The sequence below is a fragment of the Methylomonas fluvii genome (assembly GCF_014850975.1).
GTDB lineage: Bacteria > Pseudomonadota > Gammaproteobacteria > Methylococcales > Methylomonadaceae > Methylomonas > Methylomonas fluvii.
Map to the genome: position 1 here is coordinate 1,156,117 of NZ_JACXST010000001.1, position 14,642 is coordinate 1,170,758.

Here is a 14,642-nt window from a genome sequence, read left to right on the forward strand (position 1 = left end):
TTTATAACGCTTTGATTTTGGCGAATTGCTCGTTCAGGTTTTTTAAGGACGACTGCAAGCCCGCCAGTTTCTCGCGCTCTTTCTCGATGACTTCCGGCGGTGCTTTATCGACGAACGCCGCGTTGCCGAGCTTGCCCTCGATACGTGGCAGTTCTTTTTCGATGCGTTGGATTTCCTTGTCCAGTCTAGCCAGTTCGGCGTCTTTATCAATTAGGCCTGCCATCGGGATCAGGATTTTCATGTCGCCGACCAAAGCAATGGCCGACTCCGGCGCGTTGTCGTTAGCATTCAGCCAAGTGATGCCTTCCAGGCGGCCCAGTTTCAGCAGATAGCTTTCGCTGTCTTTCAAATAAGCTTGATCGGTGTCACTTCCGTTCTGCAGTAACACGTTCAGCGGCTTGCCGGGGGCGATATTCATTTCGCCACGGATACGGCGTATGCCGAGGATGAAGTCCATCGTCCATTGGATTTTGGTTTCCGCATCGGTGTTAATGGTGGCGCCATCACTTTCTGGATAGGGCTGCAGCATGATGGTCGCTGCGGTGACCCCGGCCAACGGTCCAACCCGTTGCCAGATTTCCTCTGTGATGAAAGGCATGATCGGGTGCGCCAAGCGCAATACGGTTTCCAGTACTTTTAATAAAGTCTGGCGAGTGCCGCGTTGTAAGGTTTCGTCATCACTTTGCAACGAGATTTTCGCCAGCTCCAGATACCAATCGCAGTATTCGTTCCAGGTAAATTCGTAAATGGCTTGCGCGGCCAAGTCAAAACGATAGCTGTTGATGGCATCGGTAGTGGTGGCAATGGTGCGATTCAAACGGGACAGAATCCACAAGTCGGCTTGGCTGTATGTGCATTCCGCGCAATCGATACCGTTATCCTGATCTTCGGTGTTCATCAACACATAACGTGCGGCGTTCCACAGCTTGTTGCAGAAGTTGCGGTAGCCTTCGGTACGTTGCAAGTCAAAGCGAATATCGCGGCCGGTCGAAGCCAAGGACGCGAAAGTAAAACGCAAGGCGTCGGTGCCGAAGGATTGAATGCCGTCCGGGAATTGTTTGCGGGTGACTTGTTCGATTTTCTTCGCCAGATGCGGCTGCATCATGCCGGATACGCGTTTGGCCACCAAAGCTTCCAAATCAATGCCGTCGATGATGTCGATCGGGTCCAGCACGTTGCCTTTGGATTTGGACATCTTCTGGCCTTCGGCGTCGCGCACCAGGCCGTGGATATACACTTCCTTGAACGGCACTTCGCCCTGGAATTTCAGGCCCATCATGATCATTCTGGCTACCCAGAAGAAAATGATGTCGAAGCCGGTGACCAATACGCTGGTGGGGTAATGTTTCGCCAGTTCCGGGGTTTGCTCCGGCCAACCCAAGGTCGAGAACGGCCACAGCGCCGAAGAAAACCAAGTATCCAGCACGTCTTCGTCTTGCTTCAACGGATAGTCGGCGGCTAGGCCGTGTCTCTCGCGGATTTCAGCTTCGGAATGGCCGACATAGGTGTTGCCTTGGTCGTCATACCAAGCCGGAATGCGGTGGCCCCACCAGATTTGCCGGGAGATACACCAGTCCTGGATGTTGCGCATCCATTCAAAATAAGTGTTTTTCCAATTGTCCGGCACGAATTTGATGGTGCCGGTTTCCACAGCTTCGATGGCCGGTTTGGCCAGCGGGGCGATTTTGACGTACCACTGATTGGTCAATAAAGGCTCAATCACCGCGCCAGTACGGTCGCCGCGCGGCACCATTAATTTGTGGTCGGCGATTTTTTCCAGCAGGCCTTGGGCGTCCAGATCGGCGACGATTTTTTTGCGGGCTTCGAAGCGGTCCAGGCCGATGTAGGCTTCCGGGATGATGTTAAAACCGTCGTCATTCGCGCGAATTGCCGCATCGACGGTAAAGATGTTGATCAAGCCGCCGTGTGGCAGGTCGGCGATGGCGGATATTTGTTTATGCCGCGACCAGACTTCGTAGTCGTTAAAGTCGTGGGCCGGCGTGATTTTCACACAGCCGGTACCAAATTCCGGATCGACATATTCGTCGGCGATGATGGGAATGCGACGGCCGGTCAGCGGCAATTCGACGAATTCGCCCAGCAGATGTTTGTAACGCTCGTCGTCGGGATGTATCGCCACCGCCGCGTCGCCGAGCATCGTTTCCGGACGAGTGGTTGCTACCAACAAGTGGCCGGTGCCGTTGGTCAGCGGGTAACGCATGTACCACATCGAGCCGTTTTCTTCTTCCGACAGCACTTCCAGGTCGGAGACGGCGGTGTGCAACACCGGGTCCCAATTCACCAGGCGTTTGCCGCGATAGATCAAGCCTTCTTCGTACAATTTGATGAACACTTCCTGCACTGCGTCCGACATGCCGTCGTCCATCGTGAAGCGTTCCTTTTGCCAATCCAGTGACGAACCCATCCGCCGCAATTGGCGGGTGATGGTGCCGCCGGACTCTTCTTTCCATTCCCAGACTTTCTCGATAAACGCCTCACGGCCCAAGTCGTGGCGGGTTTTGCCGTCGGCGTTGATGATGCGCTCCACCACCATTTGCGTGGCGATGCCGGCGTGGTCGGTGCCCGGTTGCCACAGCGTGTTGTAGCCTTTCATCCGGTGATAACGGGTCAGCGCATCCATGATGGTGTCCTGAAACGCATGCCCCATGTGCAAACTGCCGGTGACGTTGGGTGGCGGAATCATGATGCAATACGACTCGCCCTCGCTTTTGGCGGCGAAATAGCCACTCTCTTCCCAAAGTTGATACCAGCGTTGTTCGATAGCGTGCGGGGAATAGGTTTTTTCCATGTTCTCTGTTGAATGCGCTTGGGTTTAAATTAGGGGTAGTATTTTAACCGTAAATGCGCAAGGGGATAGAGTTAAAGGCATTACGGGTGAAGGATCGGGTTGTTGTCGATTTTTTCTGTTTGGCAGTGACCTGCTATCGCAGACGGGATGCTTGCTTTGGCGCAGGAAAGTTATTGTTAGATCAAGGCACGAGCGTATATCATCGTGTCCTGGATGATATACGGAAACCACTTAATTACTTGTTAGGTGTCACTATCGCAACCTCGCATCGCCAACAAATGAGCACTAGCAAATGAAAAAGACGATCATTGTAAAATGGAAAATCAAGGAGGCGGAATCGGCCCGAATTTTGAAACTGCTTCCGGAACTGATCGAGAAGAGCAGGACAGAAGAGGGCAATCTTGCTTACACGATCTACCAGTCGGAAAACGACCCTAATGAACTGATCCTTCATGAGCAATACGCCAACGCGGCTGCCGCTGAAACGCACAAGCAATCGGAACATTTCCAGCGGATTGTCATGAACCAAATCGTCCCGCACCTGACCGTGCGCGATGTTACACCTGTGAAGGAACTCCATTAAAAAAATTTGCCGGAATCCAACATCGTAACGAACAAGCCACAGGAGCAATTATGTCAAAAAAAATATTAATCATCGCATCGAACGCCAACGCCATTGGTCCGAATAAAAGACGAACCGGTGTTTTTTTGCCAGAGGTGGCACATCCGTATGCCGAATTTGCCAGGGCCAACTACCAGATTGATTTTGCAAGTCTCACCGGCGATACGCCGTATCTGGACGCGCTCAACCTCGCGGATGATCCAGACAATCTGGCGTTTTTGGTGGGGAAAGGATGGGCTGGAATGCAGAAGGCTAAGAAGCTTTCAGATGTAGATGTCAGACAATACGACGCGATTTTTATTCCTGGCGGCCTGGCACCGATGGTGGACATGCCGGAGCATCCACTTCTGAAGCAGGTCATCAAGGAGACGTTCGAGCGAAAAGCCATTGTCGGCGCTGTCTGTCATGGTCCAGTGTCCTTGCTCAATGTGAAGCTGAGTGGCGGCACATTTTTAGTCGCGGGAAAGAACATCAGTTCGTTCACAAACGATGAGGAGGATAATTACGCCAAAGCGGATGTCCCGTTTGAGTTGGAAACTGCACTGACCAAACAAGGCGCGATCTTCCACAAAGCAGGACCGTGGCAGGCGCACAGCATTGCCGATGGAAATCTGGTAACTGGCCAGAATCCCGCGTCGGCCAAAGGAGTCGCCGAAAAAATGATCAAATTGTTGGAAGGACCGTAGGATGTGCTGAACAAAGTGAAGCGCATCGTTCGCGACAGATGCGCCTTCTGACGCCGGCACATCTATTCAGCCTAGAACTCGTAGCCCCGATTAGCGAAGCGTAATCGGGGAAATGAAATGTTTCAAATTTGTGCGATTACGCTTCGCTAATCGCACCTACCAAATCGCCACCCAATCATGACACTCCGCGACCTCACCCAACAATTCGCTTCGGAAGGCCGAATCGAAGCCATCGTCCTGCGTCCGGCGCGCGGCGAACCGGCGGTTTTCGTCGATGAAGCCCGCGCGGAGCCGGGGCGGGGATTGCTGGGCGACCGGCGAGCAAATGCTGCACGCTCCGGCAGGCAATCATCAAAGCGCGAACTGACTTTGTTCCAGGCCGAGCATTTGCCTCTTGTCACCGATTGGTGCAGCCTCTCGGAATTGGAGCCGACTCGGCTAAGGCGCAATCTGGTGGTTTCGGGACTCAATCTTATCGGTATGCGTTCGCCGTTCCCGGATGTGATATTGGAATGGGCGGTGGGCGATGAAGTGATTATTCAAGTCACCGGGCCTTGCGATCCGTGTTCGAAAATGGCTGAGGAATTGGGCTTGGGAAGTTATAACGCGCTACGCGGTCATGGCGGGATGACGGCGCGGATTTTGGCAGGCGGCTTGATTCGAGTAGGTGACCGGGTACGCTTAAATGCGATTCAAGGTGTGGAGCCGAAGAGCTAGGCTGGGTCGGACAACGTAAAACCCAGCTTACAAAAACGGTTAAGCCCGTTGCCGCTGTAACACCAGTGCCGTTTTGGTGAAGGCTTGCAATACCGGGCCGGCGCCGGCAATAGCCACCGCATCGACCAAACAATACCAAGCTGCTACTCCGCTGGGTGGGTTGCCTTGCGGTAGGTGCGAGGCCGGATCGATTTCGGCCCAGGCCCAAGTCCCGGCGCTGGTGCCGACGATTTCCAGCCAGGACGTGATAAAGAACGCGCCCAAGTAAACCATGGGCGAGCGGCCTTTGAACAAATAGCCAAGGAACACCATAAACAGCACCGCGCCGATGATGTCCAATCGCCCTAGGCCGCTCAACCCCCAAGCCACCCAGGTGCCGCAAACAGCCACAACGAATACCGCAATGCGGCGGGCGTGTTGCTGAAATAGTCCGGAGCGGCCCAATGCGACGGCGGTGAGATACACCAGTCCGTGACCGGCCGGCACGTAAGCAGGGACATTGCCGAAGCGGTAGATATAGCCTTTCATGTACACGGATGCGAAGTATTCGCCAATCACCGCAAAGGTCACCGCCACCGCCACTTGGGTGCGGACGTATTTACATTCGCCACGCAACCAGGCAATCAAGAACAACCAGCCAAAAAATGCCAGCACGTACTGCATGAATTGCGGCGCGAATCCGTCCATCGTCAAGCAGATGGTGGTGGTGACAAAGGTAAACCCGGCAATCTGATAATCGCGTTTGCGGTGTTCGGCGACGGTATCTGCGGCGGGAAAATGCGGTAAGGAAAAGAAATTCATGACTCAGACAAAGGCGTAGGCAACGGCGATATAACGCAACACTTTACCTAAAAAAATCGCCAACAGCGAGGATAGTATGGAAAGGCGTAACCAGCCGCCGGCAAAACACAGGCCGTCGCCCACCAGCGGTAACCAGGAAAACAGCAAGGCCCAACTGCCCCAACGGCGCACGGTATTTAGCGATTTTTGATGCTGCTTGGCTAAAGCTTCTGCGGGATATTTTTTGGCGGCCCACAGGCCCAGCCACCAGGTGGTCATTGCGCCCAAGGTGTTGCCGATAGTGGCGATGGCTACTAACTGGCTGACGGAATGTTGTTGGCTGTTAACCAGATAGGCCAGTATCGCTTCTGAACCGCCGGGTGCGACTGTCGAGGAGATGAAAGCGCTGATGAATAATCCCAAAGGGCCGAGCGATTCTAACTGCATTGTTTTAGCCCATAAAAAAGCCCCTGAAACAGCTGTTTCAGGGGCTTTTTGCGTAGTCTTTATTTATCCGGTAAGGCGATGACGTTTTTACCTGATACCATTTTAATCAGCTTGCCGATCAATTGCATGACATAGCCAACCCCGTGCGCGACTTGCTCGAGTACGGTTGCGATAATCTCGCCGGCGCTCATGCCTTTAAAGCGTTTTGCCAACCAAGGTGCGGCAATAAAACCGATAGCCAAACCGACCACGGTGGTGCCGGAAACAATCGAATCATCGACTGCGGCAACAGGCGCGGGTGCCGCAGCCACTACTGGCGCTGCCACGGGTGTACTAGGGGCCGGAGCGTCGAGTTTAGGATCGTAAGGTCTGCCGCTGTAATCATCCGGGAAAATCGCCGCAGTTACGCCAGGAATGCTGGGTAAGTCCTCGCTGCCTTTGCCGACTTTCAATTGGGCTTTCATGCCTTTTTCCATGTGCTGCGCGATGTCGCAATGCACTAAATAGGTTTTGTCGCCGGGCGGCAGAATCAGCGTGCCGGATACTTTGCCGGGACCGCTAACTTCCAAATGGAACATGCCTTTCGGGTACAAATATTTCGGTAAGCCATGCATCATCCATTGATGGCGGATATCATCTTCGTTGATGAAATGTACGGTTAGCTTGGTGCAAGGTTCGAATTGAAATTCCTGCTGATCGAACGCAAACATAGTGCCGGGGAATTTCTCGGAATATTTGTGCCCGGCATGCACGGTAATTTCCTTGGTCGCGGTGATTTTGTCGCAGCCGCCGGGCAAGGTGTCGGTGTTTTGGCCCATGACCATGCCGCCATCCATATCCATCAAATGACCGTCGCCGTGGTTCATCATCTGATTGTGATCCTGCATTTCTTTTGCGGATACAGCAGTAACAGATAAGGCACAGACCAGTGTGGCAAGTGATACGAATTTGACCATTATTGCATTACCTCGAAGGGGCTTTATGTATAGCGTGGATTATGCCGCGATAGTTCTGATTGACAAGGCTGCCGGAAATTACGTTATTCCGCCGCGCAGCATAGGCGGAATAACGGTTCTTGCGGCGTATTTTTTTAGATTTCTTTCGCTTTGCCAATCATGCCGTCAACTTTGCGTTTGAAACCGGCGTTAGACAGATAAAGGATGTACAAGCCAGCGAACAACACCAATGCATACAAGGCATAGCTACCTTTGCTGGTCGGTTGGCCTGCGCCGGCTTTAAAGCTCATGTGGGCATCCAATCTTTCGCCGTTATCTTGCAGTAACGTGATGTGGATTAAATGTTTGCCGGCTTCCGGCACGCCTTGCGGCAGGTTAAGAATGACGGTGCCGGATTTATGTTTTTCGGCCGCTTGGAAGAAAACCCGTTTGCCTTCCGGCTCTTTGGTCACTTCAAATTCGATAGCCATGCCGCGATAGCGTTGGTCTTGATAGTCGAAGACCAATTGAGTCAATGTATTGATGTCGGGAATATTGCCGCAGAACTCTTCCGCCGGGTAGGCATTAGGCTGGTAAGCGGTGTAATGGATCCAGTGGTCTTTTTCCAATTCGAACTTACATTGGTCAGTATCGGTACCTGCCGCGCCGCCGTGCGCCAATACTGTTGATGAAAAAATCAGGCCCAACAGGCCCAGTAAACCGTTTCTTAATATGCGAGAGCTTCTCATAAATACCCTTCCCGTGTTAATAAATGCTGTAGTTTTTATTATTTTTCATGTGGTTATACATGAACGTGTTTAAATCATTGGCGAACGTAACTGCCTGATTTGGATCAAAACAGCGCCTAACTCTAGCACATCGCCATAGCCAAAGAAAGGCTGTCGTGCCGTTGTTGAGATGATCGATTCAAGCTGTAATTTTTTTTGTCAGCAATCAAAGACAATCCTTATAATGGGGTTATGAATCATTCCTTTAAATTGCCTCTGCCTGTTCAGGTCTACTGAAATATCCCCCTATCCGGTTAATTAAATAACAACAATATGTCCAAATTAATAAACTCTGCCGAATGGAATGCCGTTAAGCAACATCACCGCGAGATTGCCGGCAAATTTTGCATGAAGGATGCGTTCGATAAAGATCCGCAACGCTTCGACAAGTTTTCCGTGACATTTGGCGATTTGCTGTTCGATTTCTCTAAAAATCTAATTACCGAAGAAACTTTGCCTTTGTTGATTGAATTGGCAAGCCGCGCGGAGCTTTCCGCCAAGACCGAAGCCATGTTTTCCGGTTCCATTATTAATACCACGGAAAAACGCGCTGTCTTGCATACCGCCTTACGCAACCGCAGTAATAAGCCGGTATTTTTTCGCGGCAAAGACGTCATGCCGGAAATCAATAAAGTTTTGGCAAAAATGCGCATATTCACTGAACAAGTCCGTTCAGGTGCCTGGACCGGCTACTCCGGCAAAACCATTACCGACATCGTCAACATCGGTATCGGCGGTTCCGATTTGGGCCCTAAAATGGTCGATACCGCGCTGGCGCCCTACGGCAAAGACGGCTTAAAAGCGCACTTTGTATCCAATGTGGATCAAACCGACATCGTGGAGACGCTGAAACCGCTTAATCCGGAAACCACGCTGTTTTTGATTTCCTCAAAAACCTTTACCACGCAAGAAACCATGACCAACGCCCGCTCGGCGCGTAACTGGTTTTTGCAGGCGGCTGGCGATCCCGCGCATATTTCCAAACATTTCGTGGCTATCTCAACTAACGTCACCAAGGTTAAGGAGTTTGGTATCGACCCAGACAATATGTTCGAATTTTGGGATTGGGTCGGCGGCCGTTATTCCCTGTGGTCCGTGATAGGCATGTCCATTGCCCTGTACATAGGCATGGACAATTTCGAAGAATTGCTGATGGGCGCGCATATTGCCGACGAGCATTTCCGCAGCGCGCCATTCGAAAAAAACATCCCTGTGATCATGGGCTTGCTGGGCATCTGGTACAACAACTTCTTCGAAGCGGAAACCTACGCAATTTTGCCGTACGCGCAGTCCTTGAAATATTTTGCCGATTATTTCCAGCAGGGCGACATGGAAAGCAACGGCAAAAGCGCTACCATCAGCGGTGATAAGGTTGACTACAACACCGGTCCGATTATTTGGGGCCAGCCTGGCACCAATGGCCAACACGCTTTTTTTCAGTTGATTCATCAAGGGACCAAGCTGATTCCCGGCGATTTCCTGGCGGCAGCGCAAAGCCAGTACAACTTGCCGGATCACCACGATATTCTGATCTCCAACTTTCTGGCGCAAGCCGAAGCGTTGATGCGCGGCAAAACCGAAGACGAAGTTAGAAAAGATTTGAGTCACGAGCCCAATCTGGACGACGCTTTGATTGCCTCGAAAATTTTCGAAGGCAACAAACCTTCCAACTCGTTTTTATTCAAAAAACTAACCCCTAGAACCTTGGGCACCTTGATTGCGTTTTACGAACACAAAATCTTCGTACAAGGCGTGATCTGGAATATCAATTCCTTTGATCAAATGGGTGTGGAATTGGGGAAAGTGTTAGCGCGGGCGATTCTGCCGCAGCTGAAAAACGAAGACGTCATCACCGACCACGACAGCTCCACCAACGGCCTGATCAACGCTTACAAGCGCTTGCGTAAATAAGTTTACGCAATAGGCTATTTTAGAAAGCGAACATCCAGCCTTTGGTGGGTAAAGCCGTTTTCTAAACCTGAAGGTTGCAGCATATTTTCGCAGCCTTCAGGTGCCATACCGGTCAATCGAGTAATTATTCCTATTGTTGTCCTTTCAGGAGCGAATGATCTAGTACTTAATATCGCAACTAAGCACTAGCAGGATGCTTGAAAGTTGCTGAGAGTCCTGAATCAGAAAGCTTCGTCCTCGTTCGGCCGGGGTAACGTGGTCTAAGAAAAACGCGGCAAGGCCGGCCACATCGTCACCCGCTACCAATACGATAGCGACAACCGCCTGATTCGCGCCGAAACGCCGATTGGCACGACGCAATACCGCTACGACGCAATGAGCCGGCGTATCGCCAAGCACACTGCTCAAGGTGAAACCCGCTTTCAATACGACGGCCGCACCTGCTGGCGGAAACCGACTACCAGCGCAGCCGCATCTAATCAAGTGGAAAAACTAGCCGACGCCGGCCGAGTAATTCCCGGAAATGAATCCTTGTACTGTGACTGTGTGCCTATGGCAGAATGGTGTTAACTCATTTTTTAAAGGGATACTCGTATGTTGTTAGCCAGATTACTACCCGTTTTTTTTGCCTCGTTGTTGGCTGCGTGTGCAGAGGTGCCGGAGCAACCGGCTCCGCCACCGCCAACAGTTGTTGAGCTAACGCTAAACAGCACTGCTTCAATTAATCCCGACGCCGACGGTAAAGCCTCGCCGGTGGTGTTAAGAATTTACGAATTACGGGAGCAGAGTGGTTTTAACGGTGCCGATTTTTTTGCCATATTCGATAAAGAGCAGGCTACTTTGGCGGCCGACCTGGTACGCAAACAAGAGTTGGTGATAAAGCCCGGCGAGAACAAATCCTTGCGGATCGAGCCTGCCGCCGATACCCGGATACTGGGATTTTTCGCGGCTTTTCGTAAACTGGATAATGCCGGCTGGCGCACGTTGACCGAGTTGAAAGCGCATCAGAACAATGCGGTCTTACTGAAGCTAGATGCCAATAGTTTAACTGTGACCAATACGCCGACGGAACCCGCGCCCGCAGCACCTAAAGAAGATTAGGTAGGGAATAACGACAGGGACTATGGGTTAGCTTTTAGTCCCTGGGCGGTTTAAGCAATTAAAAAACCGGTACCACCAGCACAAACACGAACGCGATTACCGTCCAAATCACGATCTTGGTTTTTAACGGCGTGTTGCGCCACAGGGTTTTCAACTCAGCTCTCAGGGCTTGCGAGCGGTCTTCGGCCGCGCGAATGCGTTTGAATGCGCCTTTTAGCGATTGGCTTTCCTGCTTTTGCTGTTCTGCGTACAGTAATGCGTCGAGCTGGGAATAAAACATGTCGCAACTCGGACATTTAAATGCCTCGCCCAACCTGGGCTGGCCGCATTGCGGGCAGTTTTTCATTTTTGCTCCTGAAGAACTCGATTGCCTTGATGACCAGCATCAAGGCAAATGTGGGGAACATTTACGCGGCGATACCATTATGTCTGAGCAAGGCGTCGATATTGGGTTCGCGGCCGCGGAAGTTTTTGAATAAGGTCATCGCATCGCTGCTGCCGCCTTGTTCCAGGATGTTATTCAGGAAAGACTCGCCGGTAGCTCTGTCGAAAATGCCTTTTTCCTCGAATAAGGAAAAGGCGTCGGCCGACAACACTTCCGCCCATTTGTAGCTGTAATAACCGGCTGCATAACCGCCGGCGAAAATATGCGAGAAGCTGTGGGCGAAACGGTTGAACTCCGGTACTTTGACCACTGCCACTTGATCGCGCACCTGTTTGAGGATGCTATAAATCTGGCCACCCTTGGCTGGGTCGTAATGCTGGTGCATCTTGAAATCGAACAAGCTGAATTCCAACTGCCGCACCATCATCATGCCTGCTTGAAAGTTCTTCGCCGCCAACATTTTGTCGTACAACGCATCGGGTAGCGGTTCACCGGTTTGATAATGACCGGAGATTAAGCCCAGCGCTTCTTTTTCCCAGCACCAGTTTTCCATGAATTGGCTGGGCAGTTCTACCGCATCCCACTCGACGCCGTTGATGCCGGATACGCCAAGGTGGTCGATCTGGGTCAACATGTGATGCAGACCGTGGCCGAATTCGTGAAACAGCGTTTCCACTTCGTCGTGGGTCAGCAAGGCCGGGTCGTTGCCAGTCGGCGGGGTAAAGTTGCAGGTTAAATACGCCACCGGTGTTTGTAGTGCATCGCCAACTTTTTTGCGGCACACGCAATCATCCATCCAGGCACCGCCGCGCTTTTTGGCGCGGGCGTAGAGGTCCAGGAAGAAGCGGCCGCGCAACTGGCCGTTCTTGTCCAAAATCTGATAAAAGCGGGCGTCGGGGTGCCATGTGTCGAAGTCTTTGATTTCGCTGATTTGCAGGCCATAGAGTTTATCGACGATGGCAAACAGGCCGGGCACGACTTTGTTGTCGGGGAAATAGGCTTTCACTTCTTCTTGCGACAGTTGGTAGAAATGTTGGCGCATTTTTTCCGAGTAATAACCGATGTCCCAAGCTTGTAAGTCATTCAGGCCGTGCTCGGCAGCGGCAAACTCTTTCAGCTCGGTCAAATCGCGGCGAGCCTGGCGCCAGGATTTATCGGCCAAATCTTCCAGAAACTTCACCACGTCGTCGGTGGATTTGGCCATTTTGGTAGCCAGCGAATATTCGGCGTAGTTGTTATAGCCCAGCAGTTGGGCCTTTTCATGGCGCAAGGCCAGGATTTGTTCCATGATCTCCGAGTTGTCCCATTGCCCGGCATGCGGACCTTGATCGGAGGCGCGGGTACAGAAAGCCTCGTAATGTTCGCGGCGTAACTCCCGGTTATCGGCGTAGGTCATCACCGCCAGATAGGAGGGGAATTGCAGATTGATCAGCCAGCCGTCCTTGCCTTCCGCTTCAGCGGCTTGTTTGGCTTGCGCCAGCGCGGACTCCGGCAAGCCGGCCAGGTCTTCGATATGGGTAATCTGTTTGTGCCAGGCATTGGTGGCATCCAGCAAATTTTCTTCGTATTGGCTGGCCAATTTTGATAACTGTTGGTTGATGTCTTTATAGCGAGCTTGTTGTTCGGGCGCTAAGTCCACGCCGGACAAATGAAAATCTCGCAGGGCGTTATTGACGATTTTCTGTTGGGCGCGGTCGAGCTTGGCAAAGTCGGCGCTGTCATGGATGGCCCGATAAGCCTCGTACAATGCCCGGTTCTGCCCGGTTTCGGTCGCATATTCGCTGAGCTTGCCAAGGCAGGCGTTGTAAGCATCGCGCATCGCTTCGCTGTTGACCACAGAATTCATATGGCTGACCGGCGACCAAGCTTTGTTGAGGTGGTCTTCGGCGGCTTCGATGGGTTCGATCAGGTTTTGCCAAGTGTAAGGGCCGCCGGCTGCCAACTGCCGGGCGATGGTTTGCCGAGTGTCGCTCAGTAACTGATTGATCGCAGGTTCTACGTGTTCTGGCCGGATTTTAGAAAATTGCGGCAGTTCGGTGTTTTCGAGCAAAGGATTGGTCATGTCGTTAGCCAGTCTGATATGAATATCGGGGAAATTAGGATAATAAACGCATGGCGGCGTTGACCCGGTTTTGGGCTTTTTTCAACACCATCAAGGAAAAATCAGGGTTGAGTTTACCGTGATTTAGTTTGCTGTAAGAAGGAATCGAGTTGATATAAGGCAGATCTCGCGCATTGCCGGAACCGAAATAGCTGTGCAATTTGGCGAGGATGACGATGTCGGTCATCGTTAGTTCAGGGCCGCTGTCGTACAGCCAGTTTTCTGCTTGGTGCGGAATGTTGCCCAGTTGTTCGGGAAAACCCAGCGTGTGCAGCATCAGTACGCCGACCGGGCCGCGTAAATAGGGCAGTGCGGTTTTTAGTTCCTGAAAGCTGGGGCCGCCGTCGGGAAATTGTTCGGCAAAATGCAGTAAGGGAATCGCGCCGATGTCGGCAATCAAGCCGCCCAGCAGGGCGTCTTCCGGGTTAATGTTGCTGCACTCCTGGGCCAACACGAAGCTTAAACTGGAGACATATAGGCTGTTTTTCCATAAGGCCTGCATGCCTTTCATGAGTTCCGGGTCGGTGCAACTGAATAATTGTTTCATGCTGATGCCCATCACCAGATTCCGCGTCGCATTCAGGCCGATGCGAGCTACCGCGTCATGGCAATTGTTGATCGGTATTTCTGTGGCATACAAGGGGCTGTTCGCCACCTGGATTAATTTCGCCACGATGGGCGGGTCCAGTTGAATAATGTCGGCGGCTCCACGGATACCGATGTCTTTTTGCACCGCATCTTTCAGCTTGAGGGCGACATCCGGTAAAGATGGCAGGCGCAGCTTGTTTTCCCGATAGGCTTGGGCGAAGCTGTTAAAGAAGCGGCTGCCGTTGATCGGCTCCGGCAGTTGAATGTCGACCAGTTCCACACAATTGGCGCTTTCCTGGCTTTTATCCGTCCACAATCGGTTGAGTTGGATGGGAATTTCCAAAACACGCACATCACTGAGGGCCGTGGCGGTAGCGCCGCAACGGCTACCGCTGTTCAGCGGCAGATTGGCTAATGTGGAATCGGCGTCGATTTGATAGCGGCTCTCGCTATCCGGTTGCATCGATAGTTGGCCGGCCAACAAATACAGCACGCTGCTGGTCGGTTGCCCCAGGGTAAAAATAATCGCCCCTTTGGCGTAGGCCAAGCTGAGATGCGGTAATGAGCTTAAGGCGGCGTCATCAAGATCGCGTAAGGGCGCGAATTTTTTCAGCTGTGCGACGGTAAGCGCTTGCCGATGGCTGGCGCTGGGTTTGGATGCCGCGCTGTTGGGTGATTGACTGGCCGGGTGTGCTGGGTCAGGCGGCACGACTTTAGGGCTTGGCTTTTTGGCGGTGGTATTTTTTTCCAGTAGTTTGGAAAACCAGTTCAT

At 52.2% G+C, this 14,642-nt stretch carries 14 protein-coding genes; 5 read left to right on the forward strand and 9 right to left on the reverse strand.

The window, feature by feature from the left end; genetic code table 11:
- Position 1 precedes the first annotated feature (1 nt).
- Positions 2 to 2,809, reverse strand: coding sequence for a valine--tRNA ligase (locus EBB_RS05495; protein ID WP_192392801.1), 2,808 nt, complete (start codon positions 2,807 to 2,809; stop codon positions 2 to 4).
- Between the two features lie 292 nt (positions 2,810 to 3,101).
- Here EBB_RS05495 and EBB_RS05500 point away from each other — a divergent pair, with 292 nt between their 5' ends.
- The 3 genes from EBB_RS05500 (at position 3,102) to EBB_RS05510 (ending at position 4,834) form a co-directional block, all read left to right on the forward strand.
- Complete coding sequence (locus EBB_RS05500; protein ID WP_192392802.1) at positions 3,102 to 3,392, forward strand: putative quinol monooxygenase; 291 nt, start codon at positions 3,102 to 3,104, stop codon at positions 3,390 to 3,392.
- 50 nt (positions 3,393 to 3,442) lie between these two features.
- On the forward strand, positions 3,443 to 4,117 hold the full coding sequence (locus EBB_RS05505) for a type 1 glutamine amidotransferase domain-containing protein (protein WP_192392803.1): 675 nt from the start codon (positions 3,443 to 3,445) through the stop codon (positions 4,115 to 4,117).
- 177 nt (positions 4,118 to 4,294) lie between these two features.
- The gene (locus tag EBB_RS05510; RefSeq protein WP_192392804.1) at positions 4,295 to 4,834 is read left to right on the forward strand and encodes an MOSC domain-containing protein; all 540 of its coding nucleotides are present in this window, start codon (positions 4,295 to 4,297) and stop codon (positions 4,832 to 4,834) included.
- Positions 4,835 to 4,873: 39 nt separating this feature from the next.
- Here EBB_RS05510 and EBB_RS05515 read toward each other — a convergent pair whose 3' ends face one another.
- The 4 genes from EBB_RS05515 to EBB_RS05530 form a co-directional block, all read right to left on the reverse strand.
- Entirely contained in the window at positions 4,874 to 5,635 is a 762-nt protein-coding gene (locus EBB_RS05515) for a hypothetical protein (RefSeq protein ID WP_192392805.1), read from the reverse strand.
- A gap of 3 nt (positions 5,636 to 5,638) precedes the next feature.
- A complete protein-coding gene (locus tag EBB_RS05520; protein WP_192392806.1) occupies positions 5,639 to 6,061 on the reverse strand; it encodes a YqaA family protein in 423 nt (140 codons plus the stop codon).
- 59 nt (positions 6,062 to 6,120) lie between these two features.
- Positions 6,121 to 7,017: a cupredoxin domain-containing protein gene (locus EBB_RS05525; protein ID WP_192392807.1), complete on the reverse strand. Its 897-nt coding sequence runs from the start codon at positions 7,015 to 7,017 to the stop codon at positions 6,121 to 6,123.
- Between the two features lie 134 nt (positions 7,018 to 7,151).
- Complete coding sequence (locus EBB_RS05530; RefSeq protein ID WP_192392808.1) at positions 7,152 to 7,745, reverse strand: hypothetical protein; 594 nt, start codon at positions 7,743 to 7,745, stop codon at positions 7,152 to 7,154.
- A gap of 312 nt (positions 7,746 to 8,057) precedes the next feature.
- Between EBB_RS05530 and pgi the strand changes: the two genes are divergently transcribed.
- Entirely contained in the window at positions 8,058 to 9,695 is a 1,638-nt protein-coding gene (gene pgi / locus EBB_RS05535) for a glucose-6-phosphate isomerase (protein ID WP_192392809.1), read from the forward strand.
- Between the two features lie 159 nt (positions 9,696 to 9,854).
- Here pgi and EBB_RS26630 read toward each other — a convergent pair whose 3' ends face one another.
- Positions 9,855 to 10,103, reverse strand: coding sequence for a hypothetical protein (locus tag EBB_RS26630; RefSeq protein ID WP_192392810.1), 249 nt, complete (start codon positions 10,101 to 10,103; stop codon positions 9,855 to 9,857).
- A gap of 186 nt (positions 10,104 to 10,289) precedes the next feature.
- On the opposite strand from EBB_RS26630, the gene tssJ reads away from it, so the two are divergent.
- Positions 10,290 to 10,796, forward strand: coding sequence for a type VI secretion system lipoprotein TssJ (gene tssJ / locus EBB_RS05550; protein ID WP_192392811.1), 507 nt, complete (start codon positions 10,290 to 10,292; stop codon positions 10,794 to 10,796).
- A gap of 58 nt (positions 10,797 to 10,854) precedes the next feature.
- Here the strand turns inward: tssJ and EBB_RS05555 are convergent, their stop codons facing one another.
- The 3 genes from EBB_RS05555 to EBB_RS05565 form a co-directional block, all read right to left on the reverse strand.
- Positions 10,855 to 11,142, reverse strand: coding sequence for a hypothetical protein (locus tag EBB_RS05555; RefSeq protein WP_192392812.1), 288 nt, complete (start codon positions 11,140 to 11,142; stop codon positions 10,855 to 10,857).
- 61 nt (positions 11,143 to 11,203) lie between these two features.
- Positions 11,204 to 13,243 carry an oligopeptidase A gene (gene prlC / locus EBB_RS05560; RefSeq protein ID WP_192392813.1) on the reverse strand — a complete coding sequence of 680 codons (2,040 nt, stop codon included), beginning with the start codon at positions 13,241 to 13,243 and terminating at the stop codon, positions 11,204 to 11,206.
- 34 nt (positions 13,244 to 13,277) lie between these two features.
- Positions 13,278 to 14,642, reverse strand: a complete 1,365-nt coding sequence (locus EBB_RS05565) for an HDOD domain-containing protein (RefSeq protein WP_192392814.1) — start codon at positions 14,640 to 14,642, stop codon at positions 13,278 to 13,280.